The following is a 20,544-nucleotide window of genomic DNA, read 5'->3' as shown; positions in this document are numbered from 1 at the left end:
CTCGACCCGGTCAGCGCGTCAGGCCGCCGCGCACCATCTCGACGGTCTTGGCGATCCGGTCCACGCGGGTCTGCTCGCGCTTGGCCTCGGTGACCCAGCGGACGTACTCCTTGCGGTGCGTGTAGGCCATCGCGTCGAAGGCCTGCGCCACGGCGGAGTCCGCTGCGAGCGCGGCGGCGAGGTCGCCGGGCACCTCGACGGTGCGAGGCCCGGTCGCGGCGGTGATGGTGAAGGTCACCGTGTCGCCGACCTCCACGCCTGCCTCCGTCCGCGCGGCCTTGCTGAAGCCGACGAGCGACTCCCCGCCCATCCGGGCCAGGCGCAGCTGGAGCGTCGTGCCGCCGATCGTCACAGTCACCGGGAAGGTCCTGACCCCGTCACCCAGAGCCGCCACCTGCTCGTCGGTGAAGGGGAGCGCACCCGCCGGACCGCGAGGCTCGAGCACGGCGGTCAGCGTCAACGTCTCACCCATGGATCGAGCGTAGCGACGGCAGGTGGGCGGACGGGCATACGTCGCGTGGTAGGTGCCTCGGGTGGAGGATCGCCGGGAGCGGGGTCCCCGCGAACCTCAACCCCGAGGCCGCCCTGGCCGCCCGCGACCGCGATGTGGACAGGCCTTCCCGGATGCCGGGCGCCCGTGCCACTCTCTCCACGTGACTCTCATGTCCGTGGCCACCGCCACTGTCATTATCGACTAGCGCGACGAACACACCGTTCGTCGCGCAGACCTCCCACACCCGGGGGGTCTTTTTGTTTGGTCGACGACGGTGAGCCTGAGTCGCCAGGCAGAGGGCCCGGCAGCCACACCCCCGGCCGCCGAGCAGCGACGCTGAGTCGAGCGAGACACTTGAGGCACGTCTGCGGAATCCATGGCACGAGATCGATCGAGGCGAGACACGAATGAGCGACCTGCACGTCTACGACACCACCCTGCGCGATGGTGCCCAGCAGGAGGGGCTCAACCTCTCCGTGCAGGACAAGCTCACCATCGCGTCACACCTCGACGAGCTCGGTGTCGGGTTCATCGAAGGTGGCTGGCCCGGGGCGAACCCGAAGGACACCGAGTTCTTCGCCCGGGCCGCCACCGACCTCACCCTCAAGAACGCCACGCTGGCCGCGTTCGGCGCGACCCGGCGCGTCGGCGGCAGCGCGAGCACCGACCCCCTCGTGCGGGCCCTGCTCGACAGCCAGGCGCCCGTCGTCACCCTCGTCGCGAAGTCCCACGTCGGCCACGTCGAGCGCGCGCTGCGGACGACCAAGGCCGAGAACCTCGAGATGATCCGCGACACCGTCACCTTCCTCCGAGGGGAGGGCAGGCGCGTCTTCGTCGACGCGGAGCACTTCTTCGACGGGTATGCCGTGGACCGCGCCTACGCGATCGAGGCGCTCCGGGCCGTGTTCGAGTCCGGTGGCGAGGTGGCGGCCCTGTGCGACACCAACGGCGGCATGCTGCCCGGTCAGGTGTGGGACGTCGTCACCGACGTCGTCCGCACCCTCGGTCTCGACGGCGGCCCCGACGGAGGCTCGAGCGGCGACGCGCGCCTGGGGATCCACTGCCACAACGACACCGGCTGCGCGGTCGCCAACTCGATGGCCGCCGTGGACGCCGGCGCCACCCACGTGCAGGGCACCATCAATGGCTACGGCGAGCGCACCGGCAACGCCAACCTCGTCACCGTCGTCGCGAACCTCCAGCTCAAGGTCGGCCAGCAGGTCATGGAGCCGCACCGGCTCCAGGAGTCGACCCGGATCAGCCACGCCATCAGCGAGATCACCAACGTCCCGGCCTACAGCCGCCAGCCCTACACAGGTGCGAGCGCCTTCGCGCACAAGGCCGGGCTGCACGCCAGCGCGATCAAGGTCGACCCCGACCTCTACCAGCATCTCGACCCCAAGCACGTCGGCAACGACATGCGCATGCTCATCTCCGACATGGCGGGGCGGGCCTCGATCGAGCTCAAGTCCCGCGAGCTCGGGCTCGAGCTCGACCCGCAGAACGCCGAGGACAGCGCCCTCGTGGTCAAGGTCCTCGCGCGGGTCAAGGACCTCGAGCTGCGCGGCTACACGTTCGACGCCGCTGACGCGAGCTTCGAGCTGCTCCTGCGCCGCGAGATCGAGGGGGCGCTACCGGACTTCTTCGAGGTCGAGTCGTGGCGCGTCATCACCGACAGCCAGGCCTCGGGCGCGGCGCTCTCGGAGGCCACGGTCAAGCTCACGGCGGGCGGCAAGCGGGTGCTGCGCACCGGTGAGGGCAACGGCCCGGTCAACGCGCTCGACCACGCGCTGCGGCTCGCGCTCGCCACGGCATACCCCGAGATCGAGCACCTCGAGCTCATCGACTACCGGGTCCGGATCCTCGATGCGGCCCACGGCACCGACGCGGTCACGCGGGTGCTCATCGAGACGAGCGACGGCGAGACGACCTGGGAGACGATCGGCGTCGCGGCCAACATCCTCGAGGCGAGCTGGAACGCCCTCGTCGAGAGCGTCACCTACGGCCTGCTGAGGGCCGGCGTCCCGGCGCGCTGACGCTGGCGGGACGGGGCACCGAGCCATGGTGCGACCATGGCAGGCATGAACGAACCGGGCGGCAACCTCGTGGTGCGCCCCGGTCCGGGCCTGCCCGGAGGTCTGGTCCTCGACGCCTCGGAGCTGGTCGAGCGGTTCAGCCGCTCGTCCGGCCCGGGCGGTCAGGGTGTCAACACGACGGACAGCCGGGTCGAGCTCGTCTTCGACCCGGCTGCGTCGACGTCGCTCACGGCCACGCAGGCAGCTCGCGTCCTCGAGGTGCTGGGGTCGACCCTCGTGCAGGGGCGGATCGTCGTCGTCGCGTCGGAGTACCGGTCCCAGCTGCGCAACCGGTCCGCAGCCCGCGAGCGGCTGGGCGCGATCCTGCGCGACGCACTCGCTCCCGCCTCGCCCGCACGGCGTCCCACCCGGCCCACCAGAGGCTCTCAGCGTCGGCGGCTCGACGCCAAGAAGCGGCGAGGTGACGTGAAGTCCGGACGGGGTCGCGTCCAGCCGGAGTGACCGGGGTGTCTCGGCACCCCACTACCGTTCGGTCATGAGCCACGACGACCACACGCCCACAGCAGGTGCCCTGCTGGCTTCCTTCGCCGACTGCATCGACCACGCCGACTGGGACGGGCTGGCAGCACTGCTCGCCGAGGACTTCCACTGCCGTTACGTCGCGACCGGCGAGGCCTTCGACAGGGACGGCTTCGTCGCGGTCAACAGGGACTATCCGGGCAGGTGGCGGTTCGAGCGTCAGGACCTCGTCGATGCGGGGCAGCGAGCGGTTCTCCGTGCCAAGGTCTCCGACGCGACCGGGGAGAGCGACGAGGTCCACTTCGTGGCGACCTTCGCGACTGCCCGTTCAGGCGTGCTCGCCGAGGTCGTCGAGGTGTGGGCCGAGGTGGCTGAGGCCCCGCACGACCGCCGACCGCTCTAGGGGGACTCGTCGTCGACGAGGTCGAGGACGGCCAGGAGGCGGTGGCGCAGGGCGTTGGACCGCTCGGCGAAGGCTCGCTGTCGCTCGATGTATGCCGTCCTCCCCTCTGCCGTCTCGATCCTCACCGGCTCGAGGCCGTAGCCGGAGAGGTCGTACGGGGAGGCCTGCATGTCGAGCTCCCGGATCTCCAGCGCCAGGTCGAAGCAGTCCATCGTCAGGTCGCTGGGAACCAGCGGTGCCAGCTTGGTGGCCCACTTGTAGACATCCATCCCGGCGTGCAGGCAGCCGGGCTGCTCGAACGTCACCTGGGACTCGCGGGTGGGCTGGATCGCGTTGCGCGTCACCGCGTCCGGGGTGAAGAAGCGGAAGGCGTCGAAGTGGCTGCACGCGATCTGGTGGCGCTCGACGACCGCATCGGTGCCGGCCTGACCCAGGCGCAGCGGCACCTGCTGGTGGCGCACGTCGCCCTTCCCGGCGCGGTAGACCATGGCCCACTCGTGCAGCCCGAAGCAGCCGAGTCGCGCGGGTCGGGCCGCCGTCGCCGAGAGCAGCCGGCCGACGAACTCGACCGCACGTCCCCGGGCAGCGAGGAACGCGTCCACGTCGACCTCCACGCCGTCGCCGACGACGCGGTAGTGCTTCCAACCGGCGCGCTCCAGCGTTGCGGCGCCGTCGAGGCGGACGCCGACCCCGGGGTGCCAGCGACGCAGCTGCGCGGGGGTCGTGGAGTAGTAGGAGAAGAGGAAGTCCTCGACCGGGTGGGCCTCGCCCCGAGCTCGTCTCGACCGGTGCCCCGCGGTGGCCGCATCCACGCGTGCAGCGTGCGACACCTCGCGCTCCATCCACGTGGAGGGGCCCAGCGTCGTGGTGTCGGTGTCGTTCTCGACTGTCATGGCCTGTCCAGCGTAGGTGACGCACGGGGGTGGTTCGCCGAGGCGGTCGCCGCCCGCCTGGGGTGAGACCTCGCCTCTCACGCGCTCTAGAGTGAGCGCGTGCGCATCGCGAGATTCACGACAGGTGAGGACCCGGCATACGGGCTGGTCAACGGGGCAGGCGAGAAGATCGCCGAGATCACGGGGGACCCGCTCTACCAACGGATCGAGCTGACGGGCGCGACCCACCTCGTCGAGGACGTGCGCCTGCTCGCCCCGGTGATCCCGCGCAGCAAGGTCATCGGCATCGGCAAGAACTACGCCGACCACGCCAAGGAGATGGGCGGTGAGGCACCCGCGACGCCGCTGATGTTCCTCATTCCCAACACCGCCGTCCTCGGACCCGGTGACCCGGTGGTCATCCCGTCCGTCACGCAGGAGGTCAGCTACGAGGGTGAGCTCGCCGTCGTCATCGGCCGCCTCGCCAAGGACGTGCCGGTCGAGCAGGCGCTGTCGACGGTGTTCGGCTACACCGTCGCCAACGACGTCACCGCCCGCGACCTCCAGCGCAGCGACGGCCAGTGGGCGCGGGCCAAGGGCATGGACACGTTCTGCCCGCTCGGTCCGTGGATCGAGACCGACCTCGACCCGTCGGCCTGCCGGATCCGGACGACCCTCGAGGGTGAGGTCGTGCAGGACGGCCCGACTTCCGACATGGTCCACGGCGTCGCTGAGCTCATCGCTTTCGCCTCGCAGGCGTTCACCCTCCTGCCCGGTGACGTCATCCTCACCGGCACCCCCGCCGGTGTCGGCCAGGTGGTCGCCGGCCAGCGCGTCGAGGTCGACATCGACCAGATCGGCACCCTGAGCAACCCCTTCGTCAGCGCCGACTGAACCGCGTCAGCGCCCGCGTTCCACGAGCTCCTTGAGGCGGGCCAGCTCCTTGGTCGCCTCGCCGCCGCTGAGCAGCGCGCGTTCGACGACCCTCCCGACGACACCGAGCCCACGCGGCCAGCGGGTCGTCACACGGAGCGCGAGCCGCGTCCCACCATGTTCCGGCGTGAGCTCGGAGAGGAGCGTGAACCGGAGACCGAGAGAGGCGACGGTCCAGGTCACCAGCCGGTGCGGAGGCGTGGCGTCGCGGACCACCGTGTGCGAGGACAGCCGACCACGTCGGGAGGTGTACGACGAGCCGGTGCTCATCCCGTCACCCACGACCACCTCGACGACGGGAGAGCCGGTCTGCCACTCGAGAATCCGTCGAGGGTCGGCATAGACCCGCCAAAGGTCCTCCGGCGACGTGTCGACCCAGATCTCGTGCGAGATCGTTCCCATGCCCTCATGGTCGCGCCTGCCCGTCGACGAGGGAAGGTCAGGAGACGTCGGCTGCGGCCACGCGGCAGGTCACGTGCTCGGTGAGGGGATGGCCCGCGGGCAGGTCCGGGTGCATGCTGCGCGAGTGCTCGCGCATCCCCAGCCGCCGCATGACCGCCTGTGACGGGGTGTTGAGGACAGCCGTCCACGACCAGATCTCGTCCAGGCCCAGCCGTCGTATGCCGTCCGAGATGCTCGCGCGGGCCGCCTCGGTCGCGAATCCCTGGCCCCAGACCGACGATGCGAGCCGCCAGCCGACCTCGACGCCCCCGGCGCCGGGCGAGCCCGGGTGCATCGGCGCCAGCCCGACGAAGCCGATGAAGGCGCTGGTGTCCTGGCGCTCGACGGCCCACAGCCCGTGTCCGAGCCGGCCGAACGTGGCCTCGGTCCGCTCGACCAACGCGTCACCCTCGGTGCGGCTCAACGGGTGCGGGAAGTACCTCATGACCTCAGGGTCGGCGTTCAGGGCGGCGAACGGCTCGAGGTCGGACCCGCGCCACCGCCGCAGTACGAGGCGGTCCGTGCGCAGCAGGGTCGGGGGAGCGGCCGGCATACGGCTCAGGGTGTCACCACGGAGCCGTGGGAAAAGATCGACAAAAGTTCGCAGGACGTGTCGTATCGGTCGTGACCCGTTCGTGGAGAGGATGAACGACACCGAAGGGCGCCACCGAAGGCGACCGGTCGCTCACCGAAGGAGACGCACCACCATGACTCAGTACCTGCTCTCGGTTCCCGCCAACGTCGACGACGAGATGCCCTCGGACGCCGTGATCCAGGAGATGTACGCCTCGGTCGGCGCCTTCAACGAGAAGGTCAAGGAGGCCGGCAAGTGGGTCTTCGCCGGGGGCCTCGAGCCGATCTCGAGCGCGACGACCGTCGACGCCACCGGCGAGAAGCCGACCGTCACCGACGGCCCGTTCTCGGAGGCCAAGGAGTTCCTCGGTGGCTTCTGGGTCATCGAGGCCGCCGACCTCGACGAGGCCCTCCAGTGGGCCAAGGAGGGATCCGCCGCCTGTGGTGGCCCCGTCGAGGTCCGTCCGTTCCAGTCCGAGTGACCCCAGCCGACCCCGCCCCCGCTCGCGGTGCGGACGCCGTCGCCGACGTCATCCGCATCGAGTACGGCCGTGTCGTCGCGGGACTCATCCGTCGCTTCGGCGACATCGGGCTCGCCGAGGACGCCCTCGGTGAGGCCGTCGTCATCGCGCTGGAACGGTGGCCGAGGGACGGCGTCCCACCCAACCCCGCCGGGTGGCTCACCACGACGGCCAGCCGCAAGGCGCTGGACCACCTGCGCCGCGAGAAGGTGCGGGACGAGAAGTACGCCGAGGCCGCCATGCTCACCGACGACACACCCGCTGAGCCGACCGGACCGGTCGCCGACGACCGACTGCGACTCATCTTCACCTGCTGCCACCCGGGGCTGGCCGAGCCGGCGCGCGTCGCCCTCACCCTGCGACTGCTCGGCGGGCTCACCGTCGCCGAGATCGCGAACGCCTTCCTCGTCCCGGAGACGACGATGGCCCAGCGGATCACCCGCGCCAAGTCCAAGATCGCCCGGGCCGGCATCCCGTACCGCATCCCCCGCGAGGAGGACCTCGCCGAGCGTCTCGACGCGGTGCTCGCCGTGCTCTACCTCGTCTACAACGAGGGCTACCTCAGCTCGGGCGCCGACGTCGCCGACCGCGAGGACCTCGCGCTCGAGGCGATCCGCCTCACCCGGGCCCTGCGCAGCGTCGCCGACGGCATCGGGTCGCCGCCGGAGGTCGACGGCCTGCTCGCCCTCATGCTGCTGAGTTTGGCCCGGCGGCCGGCGCGCATCGCGGCGGACGGTGCCCTCGTCACCCTGGACGACCAGGACCGCACGCTCTGGGACGCCGGGCTCATCGACGAGGGGCACGCCCTCGTGCGGGAGTGCCTGCGGCGCAACCGGCCCGGGCCCTACCAGCTGCAGGCCGCGATCCAGGCCGTGCACACCGACGCCCTCGACGCCACCCTCACCGACTGGGGCCAGGTCGTCGCGCTCTACGACCAGCTCATGGCGCTCGCCCCCACTCCGGTGGTGGCGCTCAACCGGGCCGTCGCCATTGCCGAGCTCGACGGAGCGCAGGTCGCGCTGGCGGCCGTCGACGGACTCGGGCTCACGGCATACGGACCCTGGCACGCGACCCGCGCGGACCTGTTGCGCCGGCTGGGGCGCACCGACGACGCGGGCCGGGCGTATGCCGCCGCGATCGCGACGACGGACAACCCCGCCGAGCGCACGTGGCTGGCCGCGCGACGCGAGACCTTGGGCGGGCCTACTTCTCGACCCGGAAGCCGAGCTTGATCCCGACCTGCCAGTCGGCCACCGAGCCGTCGTCGCCGAGGTGGCCGCGGATCTCGGTCACCTCGAACCAGTCGAGGTTGCGCACGGTCGAGCTGGCCGAGGCGAGCGCGTTGCCAACGGCCGCCTCGACTCCGTCGGGCGAGCTGCCGACGAGCTCCGAGATCGCGTAGACGTGGTTGGCCATGGTGCCTCCGAGGGTCGTGCCGGACGCCGGCCGCCCGGTCTCTCGTCAACGTAGACCCGGGCGCACAGAGCCGTCCACGGTCCGGCCAGGGACGGCCCCCGGCCCCGAGTCCCTAGAATCGGGGCACCATGAGCGAACAGCCCACCACCACAGCCCACAGCCCTCGCCTCCGCGTCGCCCCGTCGCCCACGGGGGACCCGCACGTCGGCACGGCCTACATGTCGTTGTTCAACCTCGCGTTCGCGCGGCAGCAGGGTGGGCGCTTCATCCTCCGCATCGAGGACACCGACCGCGCCCGGTTCCGCGAGGACAGCGAGCAGCAGGTCTACGACACGCTGCACTGGCTGGGGCTCACGTGGGACGAGGGCCCCGACCTCGGTGGCCCGTTTGCTCCCTACCGGCAGAGCGAGCGGCTCGACACCTACAGGCCCTACGTCGAACGGCTGCTGGCCGAGGGCAAGGCCTACCACTGCTGGTGCACCGGTGAGCGCCTCGCGCAGATGCGCGAGATGCAGCAGAAGACCAAGCAGCCGACCGGCTACGACCGCCTCTGCCACGGCAGGACGCGCGAGGAGCGTGCCGAGCTGCCCGGCTTCAGCGAGACGCCGGTGGTGCGGATGTTCATCCCCGAGGACGTGCCGCTGACCTTCGAGGACCTCATCCGGGGCACGGTCTCGGCACCACGCCCGGACGACCAGGTGATCCTCAAGGCCGACGGCTTCCCGACCTACCACCTCGCCGTCGTCGTCGACGACCACGAGATGGGCATCACCCACGTCGTGCGCGGCGAGGAGTGGATCAGCTCGACGCCCAAGCACGTGCTGCTCTACCAGTGGCTGGGGCTCGAGCCGCCGAAGTTCGCGCACATGCCGCTGCTGCGCAACGCCGACAAGTCCAAGATCTCGAAGCGCAAGAACCCGGCGGCCCGACTCACCTGGTTCCGCGAGGAGGGCTACCTGCCGGAGGCGCTCGTCAACTTCCTCGCGCTGCTCGCGTACCCGCCGGTGACCGAGGACGACGGGACCGAGCGCGAGGTCTTCACCTTCCGCGAGTTCAGCGACGGCTTCGACTGGAAGAAGGTCAACCCGGTCGGTCCGATCTTCGACCTCAAGAAGCTCGACTGGCTCAACGGCGTCTACATCCGCGAGCTCGAGCTCGGGAACTTCACGTCCCGGCTGCTGCCGTTCCTCGAGCGCGACGAGGTGCTCTCGGGCAACCCGTCGCTCGGCGAGCTCGGTCGCCTCAAGGCCGTCGCTGAGCTCATCCAGACGCGCATCGCGCACCTCACCGAGGCCTCGGCTCTCGTGCGCCCGTTCTTCGTCGCCGACGACGCGCTCGAGATCGCCGAGGACGCCCGCGCGCAGCTCAAGGAGGACGCCGGCGACGTCCTCGACGCGGCGCTGTCCGCACTGGGTGACCTCGACGACCACGGGACCGGCGTGCTCGGCACCGAGAGCGGCTGGAACGCCGCCGCCATCGAGGCTGCGCTGCGCGAGGCGGTCGTCGACGGGCTGGGCATCAAGCCCAAATTCGCCTTCGGCCCGCTGCGCACGGCGGTGTCCGGGGCCCGCATCAGCCCGCCGCTCTTCGAGTCCATGGAGATCCTCGGCAAGACGTCGACGCTCTCCCGTCTGCGGGCCCTGCGCGACACGCTCTGAGGCTCCGGGCCAGGGCAGAGCCCACGGCACGACCCGCGATTTGGGCGCGGGGGAGCGGACCGGTAGTATCGCTCCTCGGTTCACCGGTGTCGGAGGTCTTCGGACCGAAGCGCCAGTGATACCCCCTTGGGGTATGGTGTAATTGGCAACACTACGGTTTCTGGTACCGTCATTCTAGGTTCGAGTCCTGGTACCCCAGCTTGGTCAATGTCCTTGTGGCACAGGCCGATTCGGAAGATTTACCGTTCTGCGGTAGGCTTCCACCCGCTGTCCGGCTCGCCGGTCAGCACCAGCTAGGGCCCCGTTGTGTAGCGGCCTAGCACGCCGCCCTCTCAAGGCGGTAGCGCGGGTTCGAATCCCGTCGGGGCTACTCGCACAGAAGTCCCCGTCACCTCCAGGTGACGGGGACTTCTTCGTGTGTGCCGAGGATGGCCTTCGTATGCCGTGGGCTCGCCCTGCGTCCGCCACTGTGGTGGCCCTGGCGTCAAGCCGGCGGACGCAAGCGGGCGTATGCCGTGGGCTCGCCGTGCGTCCGCCACTGTGGTGGCCCTGGCGTCAAGCCGGCGGACGCAAGCGGGCGTATGCCGTGGGCTCGCCGTGCGTCCGCCACTGTGGTGGCCCTGGCGTCAAACCGGCGGACGCAAGCGGGCGGGACGGCATCCGTGGGGCGAGGTCCTCAGGCGGAGTGCTGCTCCTCCGCCGTCTTGGCGTGGCGGGCCAGGACCTCGGTGAGCTTGTTGGCCCCGGCGATGACCGTGGACGCGTGCAGGCGGCCCGGCTGGCGGGACAGCCGCTCGATGGGCCCCGAGATCGACACGGCGGCGATGACGCGACCGGAGGGGGAGCGCACCGGTGCGGAGACGGACGCGACTCCGGGCTCGCGCTCGCCGACGCTCTGGGACCAGCCGCGGCGCCGCACGCCGGAGAGCGTGGTCGCGTTGAAGGCGGCGCCCTGGAGGCCGCGGTGGAGGCGGTCGGGCTCCTCCCAGGCGAGGAGCACCTGGGCGGCTGAGCCGGCGAGCATCGTCAGGCTGGCACCGATGGGGATGGAGTCGCGCAGGCCGACCGGGCGCTCGGCGGCCGAGACGCAGATGCGGTGGTCGCCCTGCCGGCGGAAGAGCTGAGCGCTCTCGTTGGTGTGGTCGCGCAGGGCGCCGAGCACCGGTCCGGCGGCGGCGAGGAGGCGGTCCTCGCCGGCGGCAGCGGCGAGCTCGCCGAGGCGCGGGCCGAGGACGAAGCGTCCCTGCATGTCGCGCCCGACGAGGCGGTGGTGCTCGAGGGCGACCGCGAGCCGGTGCGCCGTCGGGCGGGCCAGGCCGGTAGCCGTGACGAGCTGCGCGAGGGTGGATGGGCCCGCTTCGAGGGCGCTCAAGACGATGGCGGCCTTGTCGAGAACGCCGACCCCACTGGTGTTGTCCATGTCTTGATATTGCCGTCCCAAGCCGTGAGACGCAAGTTCCACGTTCCGGACGGCGTGCCAACCTCGGTCAGAGCGACGTCGCCCAGGACCTGGACGAGCGACGTCCCGGAACCGTTTCGTGGAGGTGTTGGCCGTGGGCAAGACCCTGGCAGAGAAGGTGTGGGACGCACATGTCGTGCGTCGTGGTGAGGGCGAGCCGGACCTGCTCTACATCGACCTCCACCTCCTCCACGAGGTCACGAGCCCCCAGGCGTTCGACGGGCTGCGCCTCGCGGAGCGCCCCGTCCGGCGACCCGACCTCACCCTGGCCACGGAGGACCACAACGTCCCGACGACGCCCGGGCCGATCTCGGACCCCATCAGCCTCACCCAGGTCGAGACACTGCGGCGCAACTGCGACGAGTTCGGCATCAAGCTCTACCCGATGGGGGACGCGGAGCAGGGCATCGTCCACGTCGTCGGCCCACAGCTGGGGCTCACCCAGCCGGGGATGACGGTCGTCTGCGGCGACAGCCACACGTCCACCCACGGCGCGTTCGGAGCGCTGGCCTTCGGCATCGGCACGTCCGAGGTCGAGCACGTCCTCGCCACGCAGACCCTGCCCCTCAAGCCGTTCCGCACGATGGCCGTGACGGTCGACGGCGAGCTGCCCGCCGGAGTGACCTCCAAGGACATCGTCCTCGCCGTCATCGCCAAGATCGGCACGGGCGGCGGACAGGGCTACGTCCTCGAGTACCGCGGCAGCGCCATCCGCGCGCTCTCCATGGAAGCCCGGATGACCGTGTGCAACATGTCCATCGAGGCCGGAGCCCGGGCCGGCATGATCGCGCCGGACGAGACGACGTTCGCCTACCTCGAGGGGCGCGACCACGCGCCTCGCGGTGAGGACTGGGACGCCGCGGTCGAGAGCTGGCGAGACCTGCACACCGACGACGACGCCGAGTTCGACGCCGAGGTCGTCCTCGACGCGGCGACCCTCACGCCCTTCGTCACGTGGGGCACCAACCCCGGTCAGGGCGCACCCCTGGGCGACGCCGTCCCCGACCCGTCCCTCATGGAGGACTCGGAGCGCCATGCAGCAGAGCGCGCGCTCGAGTACATGGGTCTCGCGGCAGGCACCCCCCTGCGCAACATCGCCGTCGACACCGTCTTCGTGGGGTCCTGCACCAACGGTCGCATCGAGGACCTGCGCGCCGCAGCCGAGGTCGTCAAGGGCCGCCGGGTGGCCGACGGCGTGCGCATGCTCGTCGTCCCCGGCTCCGCCCGCGTCCGTCTCCAGGCCGAGGCGGAGGGCCTCGACGCGGTCTTCACCGAGGCCGGGGCCGAGTGGCGCCTGCCCGGCTGTTCGATGTGTCTGGCCATGAACCCCGACAAGCTCGCGCCGGGGGAGCGCAGCGCGTCGACGTCCAACCGCAACTTCGAGGGCCGCCAGGGCAAGGGTGGTCGCACCCACCTCGTCAGCCCTCTCGTGGCCGCGGCGACCGCTGTGCGAGGCACACTGTCCAGCCCCTCCGACCTCGAGCCGCTCTCGGCCGCAGCGGCCGGATACGCCACCCAGGAGGCATGACATGGAGGCCTTCACCGCCCACACCGGCATCGGCGTCCCGCTGCGGCGCAGCAACGTCGACACCGACCAGATCATCCCTGCCGAGTACCTCAAGCGGGTGACCAAGTCCGGCTTCGAGGACGGCCTCTTCGCGGCCTGGCGCAATGACGAGACCTTCGTCCTCAACGACCCCGCGTATGCCGCGGGCTCGGTCCTCGTCGCCGGCCCCGACTTCGGTACCGGCAGCTCGCGCGAGCACGCCGTCTGGGCCCTGACGAACTACGGCTTCCGGGTCGTCATCTCCTCGCGGTTCGCCGACATCTTCCGCGGCAACAGCAGCAAGGCGGGACTGCTCGCCGCGCAGTGCAGCCAGGACGACGTCGAGCTGCTCTGGAAGCTCCTCGAGAACGAGCCGGGGACGTCCGTCACGGTCGACCTCGAGTCGCGCACCGTCACCGCCGGAGACCTCACGGCGTCGTTCCAGGTGGACGACTACGCCCGCTGGCGGCTGCTCGAGGGCCTCGATGACATCTCGCTGACGCTGCGTCACGAAGGTGACGTCACGGCATACGAGAAGACCCGTCCGAGCTGGAAGCCCGTCACGCTCTGACCCTTTCCGGCGTGCGACACGCCGTGTGGGAGTGGGCAGTTCACGTCCATCCCGCGTGTCCCAGAGTGTGACTGATGTGACGCATGTGACTCACGCTGATGCCGTGGCTCACGCTCACGCGGCTTCATCCGGTTCGTGCTCTGGCGCGAAACCGGTTGTGACACAGCCGTTCTCGCGACAACCACCCACGCATCGGCCTGGCCGGGCCTTGGTCGTCGCCTCAAGTGGTCTGGCCAGCGCGGTTCGCCAAAGCCATTGTGGGACAACGGAACACGGCACAAGGGTGATGGACGCGCCCCGCTGCCGGGCCTACCGTCGTTGACAGGTCAGGAATCGCCTGGTCGCACGCACATCGTCGGGTCGTCCGGCGGCAGACACGATGGAGAGACAGTGAACAAGGGAGAACTCGTCCGGGAGCTCGAGAAGCGACTCGGCAGCCGCAGGGCAGCGACCGAGGCCCTCGATGCGGTCCTCGACACGATCGTCCGCGAGATCACCAAGGGCGGCAAGGTCGGCATCACCGGCTTCGGCACCTTCGACCGGGTCGAGCGCGCCGCGCGCACCGGCCGCAACCCCCACTCGGGTGCCAGCGTGCGGATCCCGAAGGCCAAGGCGCCGCGGTTCCGTGCCGGTGCCGCCTTCAAGGCCTACGTCAAGAAGCCCTCGACGCTGCCCAAGGCGTCCCCGGCCGCCCAGCGCGCGAGCGCCGGCACCGCCTCGGCCGTGGCCAAGACGGCTGCACCCGCCAAGAAGGCTGCCCCCGCCAAGAAGGCGACCGCCACCAGGGCAGCGGCGACGAAGGCAGCCCCCGCCAAGAAGGCCGCCGTCAAGAAGGCGACCGCCACCACGGCAGCAGCCAAGAAGACGGCGACCAAGGCAGCACCGGCCAAGAAGGTCACGGCCACCAAGGCTGCGGCGACCAAGTCAGCACCCGCCAAGAAGGCCTCCGCGACCACGGCAGCGGCCAAGAAGACCGCGACGAAGACCGTCGCGAAGAAGGCGCCCGCCAGGAAGGTTGCGACCAAGGCGACCGCCACCAAGGCGACCGCCACCAAGAAGGCTCCCGCCAAGAAGGCACCGGCGAAGAAGGCACCTGCCCGGAAGAAGTGACCCGGGTCCTCGCACCCACGCCACTGGGGCACCTCGCAGTCGCGAGGTGCCCCAGTGCCGTGTCGGGTTCACGTCAGGTCGGTGGTGTGCCCCAGGCCAGCTCGTCGCCGAACGGGTTGTCGCAGAAGATGACGCTCCAGTGGGCGCAGCCGATGACCTCGTCGACGAGCTCGTCCGTCTGCATGACGACGAGCCATCCGTGTGCCGGGTCGAGCTCGGGCACCTCGGCGACGACGCTGCGGCGCGCCTGGTAGCCGTCCGCGGACGGGAGGCACCACCGTGCGCCGGTGGATTCCGGCTCGGACCAGATGAGCTCCAGCCGGCTCTCGCCGAACAGGTTCTGCTCCCTGAACCGGGGTGACACGGCGTAGCGCGTGCAGGACCCGTACGTGGACGGCGGCTCGTTCGCCGAGGCCAGGTCTCCGAGGAGCCGATCCGCCTCCGCCCGGCTGTCGACCTGCCAGGCGTGCGCGGACTCCAGCGCGCAGACCTGTCGGTACTCCCGCACGATCCAGCCGGAGTCGTTGGTCTCGAACTCGCAGCGCTGGGCCACCCAGCTGTGGTTGGGCTCGGACGGGATGCTCCCCGCGACCGAGTCAGCGCGCTGCCGGGAGGCGGGGAGCTCCTCCGCGATCCGCCGGGTCACCTCGTCGCCGAGGCTGGACCGCTTGGCGCGGGCGGCGACCACGGCGCCGACGTTGACGATCAGGTAGAGCATCAGGACCGATGCCACCAGGCCTGCGACGACGATGGCGGCGAGGCGGACGACGCGTCTCAGAGTCGACATGCGAGCCACCGTAGGAGCCGATGCGGAGCTGCGGCATGAGTACGCGTACGCGACCGCGCCGTGTCGCGGGCCGACCAGCTCAGCGGATCGTCTCTCCCTCACCGATGCCGACGATCCAGAGCCGGGTGACGGTGGTGCCATCGCCACCCTCGCTGTCGTCGACCTCGACGCTGACCCGCTGGCCGGGGCGCACGTGGCGCAGCGCGCTGCCGGCGAAGACCTCCGAAGGCCACGAGACGAGGCGTCCGTCGTCGAGCAGCGCGGAGCCCGAGCCGTCCTCGGCGAAGGTGTGGATGCTCGCTTGCACGCCCCGACGCTATCGCTCGAGGGCCCCGCGCGTCCGCGGACCCAGGGTGAGGTGGGCCAGCGCCCAGCGCAGCGAGTCCTCGTCGTCGACGTCGTGGCGCAGCCCCGGTGCCTCGACCTCGAGTGGCACGTGGCCCAGGGCCTCGTGCCGTGCCGCGCTCCCCGGACCGAACGCGAGCGCGAGCTCCCCACCCGTCGTGGTGCCGACGAGTGCGGTGCCGGTGCCCTCGGCGTCGGCGACGAAGAAGGTCGGATGTCCCTCGCCGGCCACCAGCGTCGTCTCGAGCTCGCCCGGGGCGAGCGCGGGGTGGTCCCCGAGCAGCACCGCGACCCGAGTGGCCCCGAGGTCGTGGGCCGCCCCGACCCCCGCGCGACAGGCGTCGTCGAGGCCGCTCCCGGGGTCGTCCACGACGACGTGGCCTGCGGCGCGCGCGTATGCCGTCTCGCCCGGTTCCGCGGTCACCACGACGACGCGGCCCGGGCCCACGACCCGCGCGGCGGCGGCGAGGGTGTCATGGGCCACGGCGGCGACCACGCCGGCATCGTCGAGGGAGTGGCGCAACCGCGACTTGGCACCCGGACCGCCCTTGACCGGGACGACGACGTGCCATCCGGGCGCAGGGGTCGGCTCCATGGAGCGATCCTCTCCCGCCGGGCCCGCCTGCTCGACATCACCCCTCACGCCGACCAAGATGTGCGCAGGCCGCGCACCCCGGGGTGAGCAGCCCCCCGTGCACAGGACGAAAGGGCTGCATGAGGACCGGGCCACGACACTCACCGCCGGCATACCGGTTCGCGGTGACCGTCCTTCGACCCCTCCTCATGTCGCTGACCCGGCGCAGCTGGACCGGGGCCGAGAGCCTGCCGCGGGACCGTGGGTTCGTGGCCGTCTCCAACCACATCTCGCACCTCGACCCGTTCGTCCTTGCCCATTTCCTCAACGACGAGGGGATCGTGCCGCACTTCCTCGGCAAGGTCGAGGTGTTCCGGATCCCGTTCGTCGGGGCCGTCCTGCGCGGGGCCGACCAGATCCCGGTCTACCGCGAGACGGGCCAGGCCTCCGACGCCTACCGCGCGGCGGTCGCCGCGGTCGAGGACGGCAAGTGCGTCGGGATCTACCCGGAGGGCACCGTCACCCGGGAGCCCAACCTGTGGCCGATGCGCGGCAGGACCGGTGCGGCCCGGATCGCCCTGGCGACGGGCTGCCCGGTCATCCCCGTCGCCCAGTGGGGTGCGCAGGAGGTCCTCGGCCCGTACTCCCACCGGCCCAGCGTGCTCCCGCGCCACACGATGCAGGTGAGCGCCGGCGAACCCGTGGACCTTGCCGACCTCCAGGGGCAGCCGGTGACCGCGGAGGTGCTCGCGGAGGCGACCGAGCGCATCATGGCCGCCCTGACCCGCCAGCTCGAGGTCCTGCGGGGCGAGACCGCCCCCGAGGGCCGCTACGACCCGCGCGACCACGGCATCACGGTGACCGGGCGGCCCCGCGCGGTGACACCGAGCGAGCGTTCCGACCCGAAGTCCCGGGCCCACCCCGCACAATGGGCCGACGACCATCCCGACGATGTGGAGGACCACGCGTGAGCACTGCAGCGGTATTCGGTACGGGCAGCTGGGGGACCGCCTTCGCGTCCGTGATGGCCGATGCAGGCACCGACGTGCGCATGTGGGGCCGTCGGCCCGAGGTCGTCGCGGCGATCAACGCGGGCTGCAACGACGAGTACCTCCCCGAGCTGCCCCTGCCCGAGCGGATCTCGGCGACGTCCGACCCCGAGGAGGCCGCTGCGGGCGCCGACATCGTCGTCCTCGCCGTCCCCTCGCAGACCCTGCGCGACAACCTCGGCTCGTGGGGCTCGGTCCTGCCCTCGGACGCCGTGGTCGTCTCGCTCATGAAGGGCGTCGAGCTCGGGACCACGAAGCGGATGAGCGAGGTCATCGCCGACGCAGGAAGCGTCGACCCGAGCCGCATCGTCGTCGTGTCCGGTCCCAACCTGGCCCGCGAGATCGCGGTGAAGCAGCCGGCGGCGAGCACCGTCGCCTCGTCCGACGAGGCGGCAGCCCAGCGGGTCGCCGACGCGTGCGCCGCGGCATACTTCCGGCCCTACACGAGCACCGACGTCGTCGGGACCGAGATCGCGGGGGCGACCAAGAACGTCATCGCGCTCGCCGTCGGCATGGCCGAGGGGCTGGGCATGGGCGACAACTCCAAGGCCTCGATCATCACCCGCGGACTGGCCGAGACGACCCGGCTCGGCATGGCGCTCGGCGGCTCACCCGTGACGTTCGCCGGGCTCGCGGGGGTCGGCGACCTCATCGCGACGTGCATGTCACCGCTGTCGCGCAACCACAGCTTCGGCGTGCGGCTCGGTCAGGGCATGACCGTCGACGAGGTCGTCGCGGTGACGAAGCAGACCGCCGAGGGCGTGAAGTCCTGCACGTCGATCCTCGACCTCGCCCGTCACCACGGCGTCGACGTGCCGATCATCGAGCAGGTCAACGCGATGATCACCGAGGGCAAGTCGGCCCAGGATGTCGTCGGGGCACTGCTGTCCCGGCCGCGCAAGGCCGAGACGGGCTGACGCCCGGCGGCAGAGCGCGGCGGCTGAGCGCGGTCGCTCAGCGGTCGGTCGCGCTGTCGAGGGCGGCGGACAGGTCTCGCCAGAGATCCTCGACGTCCTCGATGCCGACCGACAGTCGCAGGAGGTTGTCCGGCACGGCCTCCGGCTCGCCCGGCTGGCGCCGCCGCCGCTCCACCTGGCTCTCGACGCCGCCGAGGCTCGTCGCGTGCACCCAGACCCGGGTCGCCGCCGAGACCCGCTCGGCGGTGTCGGCGTCGCCGGCGACCTCGATCGAGACCATCGCGCCGAACCCGGGGTAGCGCACCCGCGTCACGGCGCCGTGGCCGCCGAGCCGCTCGGCGAGGACGGCTGCGTTGCCGCTCGCCCGCTCGAGCCGGACGGAGAGGGTGCGCAGCCCGCGCAGTGCGAGCCAGGTCTCCATCGGCCCGGCGACCGCGCCGTGCAGCTGGCGGTGGCGGCGGACCCGCTCGTGCAGGGCGCGACCCGCCTCGTCGGTCCCGGTCACCACGGCGCCGAGGAGGAGGTCGCTGTGGCCCGACAGGTACTTGGTGACCGAGTGCACGACGAGGTCGGCGCCGAGGGCCAGCGGCTGCTGGAGCAGGGGAGTGGCGAAGGTGTTGTCGACGACGGCGACGACACCGCGCTCGCGCGCCGCCGCGGCGAGCACCTCGATCTCGGCGACGTCGAGCAAGGGGTTGGTCGGCGACTCCAGCCACAGCATCGCGGCCCCGTCGAGGGCGGCGACCACGGCGTCGGTGTCGGTGATGTCGACCTGCGTGACGACGACCTCGCCGGCCTCGGACCGGTCCGCGAGGGTCACGAGGGTGCCGTTGTAGGCCGCCGAGGGCACGACGACACGGCCACCGTGCGGCACGAGCGAGAGGGCCGCGGCGACGGCCGCCATGCCCGAGGCGAACACGAGCGCGTCACCGCCCTCGAGCGAGCCGAGTGCCTCCTCGAAGGCCGACCACGTCGGGTTTGCGACGCGGCCGTAGCTGGCCGGACCGTCGGCGTGGTAGGTCGACGTGAGCGTCAGGGGGGCGCCCACCTGCTCGCCGGGCTCGCGGGCTGCCCGGCCGAGTGCGACGAGGCGGGTGGCGGGGCTGAGGTCGTCGTGGTCCACGCGAGCGAGCGTATGCCGGGTGCCCTCGCTCGCGGGATAGGGTCTCTGGCGATGGACACCGAGCTGACGACCCCGGACCCTGCCCACGAGCCCCGCCGCCTGCGGGTCGCCCTGGTCTTCGGTGGGCGCTCGTCCGAGCACGCCGTGTCGTGCGCGACCGCCGCGAGCGTCATGTCGGCCATGGACCCCGACCGCTACGAGGTCATCCCGATCGGGATCGCCAAGGACGGCAGCTGGGTCCTCGCCCCCAACGACCCCGAGCCCCTCCGGCTCGCACCCGGTCACGTGCCCGAGGTGGATCCCGAGGGTCCGGCCGTCCTCGTGCCGACGAGCATGTCCGCCCGACACCTCATCGTCCAGGAGCCCGGAGCCGCTCCCCGCGAGCTGAGCGACGTCGACGTCGTCTTCCCGCTGCTGCACGGCCCGTTCGGCGAGGACGGCACGATCCAGGGGCTGCTCGACCTCGCCGACGTCCGCTACGTCGGGTCGGGCGTCACGGCCTCCGCCGTGATGATGGACAAGCACATGATGAAGGTCGTCTTCCAGGCTGCCGGGCTGCCCGTCGGCCCCTACGTCGTCATCACCGACCGCCAGTGGCGCCGCGACCCGGAGGCCGCGCTCGACGCGGTCGGCGCCCTCGACTACCCCGTGTTCGTCAAGCCGGCCCGGGCCGGCTCGAGCATGGGCATCACCAAGGTCGACTCCGTCGACGGGCTGCGCGCCGCGGTCGAGGCAGCGCGCGAGCACGACCCCAAGGTCGTGGTCGAGCAGGGCATCGCCGGTCGCGAGATCGAGTGCGGCGTCCTCGACGGGCACGGCACCGAGGCGCCGCGCACCAGCCCGCTCGGGGAGTGCATCGTCGTCAAGGGCCACGCGTTCTACGACTTCGAGGCCAAGTACCTCGCCGACGACGACATCCGGCTCGAGTCGCCGGCCGACGTCGCCCCGGACATCGCCGAGCAGGTCGCCGAGATGGCGCTCACCGCCTTCGAGGCGGCCGGCTGCGAGGGACTGGCGCGCTGCGACTTCTTCGTCACCGAGACCGGTGAGCTGCTCATCAACGAGATCAACACGATGCCGGGCTTCACGCCGAGCTCGATGTACCCCCGCATGTGGGCCGCGGCCGGTCTGACCTACCCGCAGCTCATCGACGAGCTCATCTCCCTCGCGATGGAGCGCCGCGTCGGCCTCCGCTGAA

The 20,544-nt window shown here is 71.3% G+C and carries 23 protein-coding genes and 2 tRNA genes; 15 read left to right on the top strand and 10 right to left on the bottom strand.

The genetic code is table 11. The annotated features are described in order from the left end of the window. Nucleotides 1-10: 10 nt before the first annotated feature. Nucleotides 11-472 carry a YdeI/OmpD-associated family protein gene (locus LL946_RS01190; protein ID WP_404383942.1) on the bottom strand — a complete coding sequence of 154 codons (462 nt, stop codon included), beginning with the start codon at nt 470-472 and terminating at the stop codon, nt 11-13. Between the two features lie 428 nt (nt 473-900). Between LL946_RS01190 and cimA the strand changes: the two genes are divergently transcribed. From cimA to LL946_RS01175, 3 genes are read left to right on the top strand one after another with little or no spacing between them, the layout of a single operon-like run. After that, nucleotides 901-2,529, top strand: coding sequence for a citramalate synthase (gene cimA, locus LL946_RS01185; protein WP_404383940.1), 1,629 nt, complete (start codon nt 901-903; stop codon nt 2,527-2,529). A gap of 45 nt (nt 2,530-2,574) precedes the next feature. Continuing rightward, nucleotides 2,575-3,030: an alternative ribosome rescue aminoacyl-tRNA hydrolase ArfB gene (arfB, locus tag LL946_RS01180; RefSeq protein ID WP_404383938.1), complete on the top strand. Its 456-nt coding sequence runs from the start codon at nt 2,575-2,577 to the stop codon at nt 3,028-3,030. Between the two features lie 34 nt (nt 3,031-3,064). After that, nucleotides 3,065-3,451 (top strand): nuclear transport factor 2 family protein, encoded by a 387-nt coding sequence (locus tag LL946_RS01175; protein WP_404383936.1) that lies wholly within the window; start codon nt 3,065-3,067, stop codon nt 3,449-3,451. Here LL946_RS01175 and LL946_RS01170 read toward each other — a convergent pair. Beyond that, entirely contained in the window at nt 3,448-4,344 is an 897-nt protein-coding gene (locus LL946_RS01170) for a 3-methyladenine DNA glycosylase (RefSeq protein ID WP_404383934.1), read from the bottom strand. The genes LL946_RS01175 and LL946_RS01170 overlap by 4 nt on opposite strands. A gap of 99 nt (nt 4,345-4,443) precedes the next feature. Between LL946_RS01170 and LL946_RS01165 the strand changes: the two genes are divergently transcribed. Beyond that, nucleotides 4,444-5,217: a fumarylacetoacetate hydrolase family protein gene (locus LL946_RS01165; protein WP_404383932.1), complete on the top strand. Its 774-nt coding sequence runs from the start codon at nt 4,444-4,446 to the stop codon at nt 5,215-5,217. 6 nt (nt 5,218-5,223) lie between these two features. Here the strand turns inward: LL946_RS01165 and LL946_RS01160 are convergent, their stop codons facing one another. Continuing rightward, entirely contained in the window at nt 5,224-5,658 is a 435-nt protein-coding gene (locus LL946_RS01160) for an SRPBCC domain-containing protein (RefSeq protein ID WP_404383930.1), read from the bottom strand. A gap of 37 nt (nt 5,659-5,695) precedes the next feature. Further along, the gene (locus tag LL946_RS01155; RefSeq protein ID WP_404383928.1) at nt 5,696-6,250 is read right to left on the bottom strand and encodes a GNAT family N-acetyltransferase; all 555 of its coding nucleotides are present in this window, start codon (nt 6,248-6,250) and stop codon (nt 5,696-5,698) included. A gap of 154 nt (nt 6,251-6,404) precedes the next feature. On the opposite strand from LL946_RS01155, the gene LL946_RS01150 reads away from it, so the two are divergent. Next, on the top strand, nt 6,405-6,752 hold the full coding sequence (locus LL946_RS01150; protein WP_404383926.1) for a YciI family protein: 348 nt from the start codon (nt 6,405-6,407) through the stop codon (nt 6,750-6,752). After that, nucleotides 6,749-8,023: an RNA polymerase sigma factor gene (locus LL946_RS01145; RefSeq protein ID WP_404383924.1), complete on the top strand. Its 1,275-nt coding sequence runs from the start codon at nt 6,749-6,751 to the stop codon at nt 8,021-8,023. The genes LL946_RS01150 and LL946_RS01145 overlap by 4 nt, the downstream gene beginning before the upstream one ends. Here the strand turns inward: LL946_RS01145 and LL946_RS01140 are convergent. Next, nucleotides 7,995-8,207, bottom strand: a complete 213-nt coding sequence (locus LL946_RS01140) for a dodecin (RefSeq protein WP_404383922.1) — start codon at nt 8,205-8,207, stop codon at nt 7,995-7,997. The genes LL946_RS01145 and LL946_RS01140 overlap by 29 nt on opposite strands. 128 nt (nt 8,208-8,335) lie before the next feature. Here LL946_RS01140 and gltX point away from each other — a divergent pair, with 128 nt between their 5' ends. The 3 genes from gltX (at nt 8,336) to LL946_RS01125 (ending at nt 10,235) form a co-directional block, all read left to right on the top strand. Beyond that, nucleotides 8,336-9,865: a glutamate--tRNA ligase gene (gltX, locus tag LL946_RS01135; protein WP_404383920.1), complete on the top strand. Its 1,530-nt coding sequence runs from the start codon at nt 8,336-8,338 to the stop codon at nt 9,863-9,865. A 127-nt stretch (nt 9,866-9,992) separates the two neighbouring features. Then, nucleotides 9,993-10,064, top strand: a tRNA-Gln gene (locus tag LL946_RS01130). Nucleotides 10,065-10,162: 98 nt separating this feature from the next. Next, a tRNA-Glu gene (locus LL946_RS01125) sits at nt 10,163-10,235 on the top strand. A gap of 306 nt (nt 10,236-10,541) precedes the next feature. On the opposite strand, the gene LL946_RS01120 is transcribed toward LL946_RS01125, so the two are convergent. After that, nucleotides 10,542-11,285, bottom strand: a complete 744-nt coding sequence (locus LL946_RS01120; RefSeq protein ID WP_404383918.1) for an IclR family transcriptional regulator — start codon at nt 11,283-11,285, stop codon at nt 10,542-10,544. Nucleotides 11,286-11,418: 133 nt separating this feature from the next. On the opposite strand from LL946_RS01120, the gene leuC reads away from it, so the two are divergent. The 3 genes from leuC (at nt 11,419) to LL946_RS01105 (ending at nt 14,551) form a co-directional block, all read left to right on the top strand. Further along, complete coding sequence (gene leuC, locus LL946_RS01115) at nt 11,419-12,852, top strand: 3-isopropylmalate dehydratase large subunit (RefSeq protein ID WP_404383916.1); 1,434 nt, start codon at nt 11,419-11,421, stop codon at nt 12,850-12,852. Between the two features lies 1 nt (nt 12,853). Beyond that, a complete protein-coding gene (gene leuD, locus LL946_RS01110; protein WP_404383914.1) occupies nt 12,854-13,441 on the top strand; it encodes a 3-isopropylmalate dehydratase small subunit in 588 nt (195 codons plus the stop codon). A gap of 390 nt (nt 13,442-13,831) precedes the next feature. Then, nucleotides 13,832-14,551: an HU family DNA-binding protein gene (locus tag LL946_RS01105; RefSeq protein ID WP_404383912.1), complete on the top strand. Its 720-nt coding sequence runs from the start codon at nt 13,832-13,834 to the stop codon at nt 14,549-14,551. 73 nt (nt 14,552-14,624) lie between these two features. Here the strand turns inward: LL946_RS01105 and LL946_RS01100 are convergent, their stop codons facing one another. The 3 genes from LL946_RS01100 to cofC all read right to left on the bottom strand — a co-directional run bounded on the left by LL946_RS01100 (nt 14,625) and on the right by cofC (nt 16,278). Beyond that, complete coding sequence (locus LL946_RS01100; RefSeq protein WP_404383910.1) at nt 14,625-15,338, bottom strand: hypothetical protein; 714 nt, start codon at nt 15,336-15,338, stop codon at nt 14,625-14,627. A 79-nt stretch (nt 15,339-15,417) separates the two neighbouring features. Further along, on the bottom strand, nt 15,418-15,645 hold the full coding sequence (locus tag LL946_RS01095; protein WP_404383908.1) for a hypothetical protein: 228 nt from the start codon (nt 15,643-15,645) through the stop codon (nt 15,418-15,420). 9 nt (nt 15,646-15,654) lie between these two features. Beyond that, nucleotides 15,655-16,278: a 2-phospho-L-lactate guanylyltransferase gene (cofC, locus tag LL946_RS01090; protein ID WP_404383906.1), complete on the bottom strand. Its 624-nt coding sequence runs from the start codon at nt 16,276-16,278 to the stop codon at nt 15,655-15,657. A 119-nt stretch (nt 16,279-16,397) separates the two neighbouring features. Here cofC and LL946_RS01085 point away from each other — a divergent pair, with 119 nt between their 5' ends. Further along, complete coding sequence (locus tag LL946_RS01085) at nt 16,398-17,228, top strand: lysophospholipid acyltransferase family protein (protein WP_404383904.1); 831 nt, start codon at nt 16,398-16,400, stop codon at nt 17,226-17,228. Then, nucleotides 17,225-18,223 (top strand): NAD(P)H-dependent glycerol-3-phosphate dehydrogenase, encoded by a 999-nt coding sequence (locus LL946_RS01080; RefSeq protein WP_404383902.1) that lies wholly within the window; start codon nt 17,225-17,227, stop codon nt 18,221-18,223. The genes LL946_RS01085 and LL946_RS01080 overlap by 4 nt, the downstream gene beginning before the upstream one ends. A gap of 37 nt (nt 18,224-18,260) precedes the next feature. On the opposite strand, the gene LL946_RS01075 is transcribed toward LL946_RS01080, so the two are convergent. Further along, nucleotides 18,261-19,346 (bottom strand): trans-sulfuration enzyme family protein, encoded by a 1,086-nt coding sequence (locus tag LL946_RS01075; protein ID WP_404383900.1) that lies wholly within the window; start codon nt 19,344-19,346, stop codon nt 18,261-18,263. Between the two features lie 51 nt (nt 19,347-19,397). Between LL946_RS01075 and LL946_RS01070 the strand changes: the two genes are divergently transcribed. Beyond that, nucleotides 19,398-20,543: a D-alanine--D-alanine ligase family protein gene (locus tag LL946_RS01070; protein ID WP_404383898.1), complete on the top strand. Its 1,146-nt coding sequence runs from the start codon at nt 19,398-19,400 to the stop codon at nt 20,541-20,543. Nucleotide 20,544 lies beyond the last annotated feature (1 nt).

This window comes from Knoellia locipacati, from assembly GCF_044791685.1.
Classification (GTDB): Bacteria; Actinomycetota; Actinomycetes; order Actinomycetales; family Dermatophilaceae; genus Knoellia; species Knoellia locipacati_A.
This window is presented reverse-complemented; position numbering and strand designations above follow the sequence as displayed.

Bases quoted from the DNA above. Each gene is read 5' to 3' on its own strand.
- LL946_RS01175 (WP_404383936.1), top strand. From the start codon at position 3,065: ATGAGCCACGACGACCACACGCCCACAGCAGGTGCCCTGCTGGCTTCC.
- LL946_RS01190 (WP_404383942.1), bottom strand. From the start codon at position 472: ATGGGTGAGACGTTGACGCTGACCGCCGTGCTCGAGCCTCGCGGTCCG.
- cofC (WP_404383906.1), bottom strand. From the start codon at position 16,278: ATGGAGCCGACCCCTGCGCCCGGATGGCACGTCGTCGTCCCGGTCAAG.
- LL946_RS01150 (WP_404383926.1), top strand. From the start codon at position 6,405: ATGACTCAGTACCTGCTCTCGGTTCCCGCCAACGTCGACGACGAGATG.
- LL946_RS01100 (WP_404383910.1), bottom strand. From the start codon at position 15,338: ATGTCGACTCTGAGACGCGTCGTCCGCCTCGCCGCCATCGTCGTCGCA.
- leuD (WP_404383914.1), top strand. From the start codon at position 12,854: ATGGAGGCCTTCACCGCCCACACCGGCATCGGCGTCCCGCTGCGGCGC.
- gltX (WP_404383920.1), top strand. From the start codon at position 8,336: ATGAGCGAACAGCCCACCACCACAGCCCACAGCCCTCGCCTCCGCGTC.
- LL946_RS01170 (WP_404383934.1), bottom strand. From the start codon at position 4,344: ATGACAGTCGAGAACGACACCGACACCACGACGCTGGGCCCCTCCACG.
- LL946_RS01070 (WP_404383898.1), top strand. From the start codon at position 19,398: ATGGACACCGAGCTGACGACCCCGGACCCTGCCCACGAGCCCCGCCGC.
- LL946_RS01120 (WP_404383918.1), bottom strand. From the start codon at position 11,285: ATGGACAACACCAGTGGGGTCGGCGTTCTCGACAAGGCCGCCATCGTC.
- arfB (WP_404383938.1), top strand. From the start codon at position 2,575: ATGAACGAACCGGGCGGCAACCTCGTGGTGCGCCCCGGTCCGGGCCTG.
- LL946_RS01160 (WP_404383930.1), bottom strand. From the start codon at position 5,658: ATGGGAACGATCTCGCACGAGATCTGGGTCGACACGTCGCCGGAGGAC.
- LL946_RS01140 (WP_404383922.1), bottom strand. From the start codon at position 8,207: ATGGCCAACCACGTCTACGCGATCTCGGAGCTCGTCGGCAGCTCGCCC.
- LL946_RS01155 (WP_404383928.1), bottom strand. From the start codon at position 6,250: ATGCCGGCCGCTCCCCCGACCCTGCTGCGCACGGACCGCCTCGTACTG.
- LL946_RS01085 (WP_404383904.1), top strand. From the start codon at position 16,398: ATGAGGACCGGGCCACGACACTCACCGCCGGCATACCGGTTCGCGGTG.
- cimA (WP_404383940.1), top strand. From the start codon at position 901: ATGAGCGACCTGCACGTCTACGACACCACCCTGCGCGATGGTGCCCAG.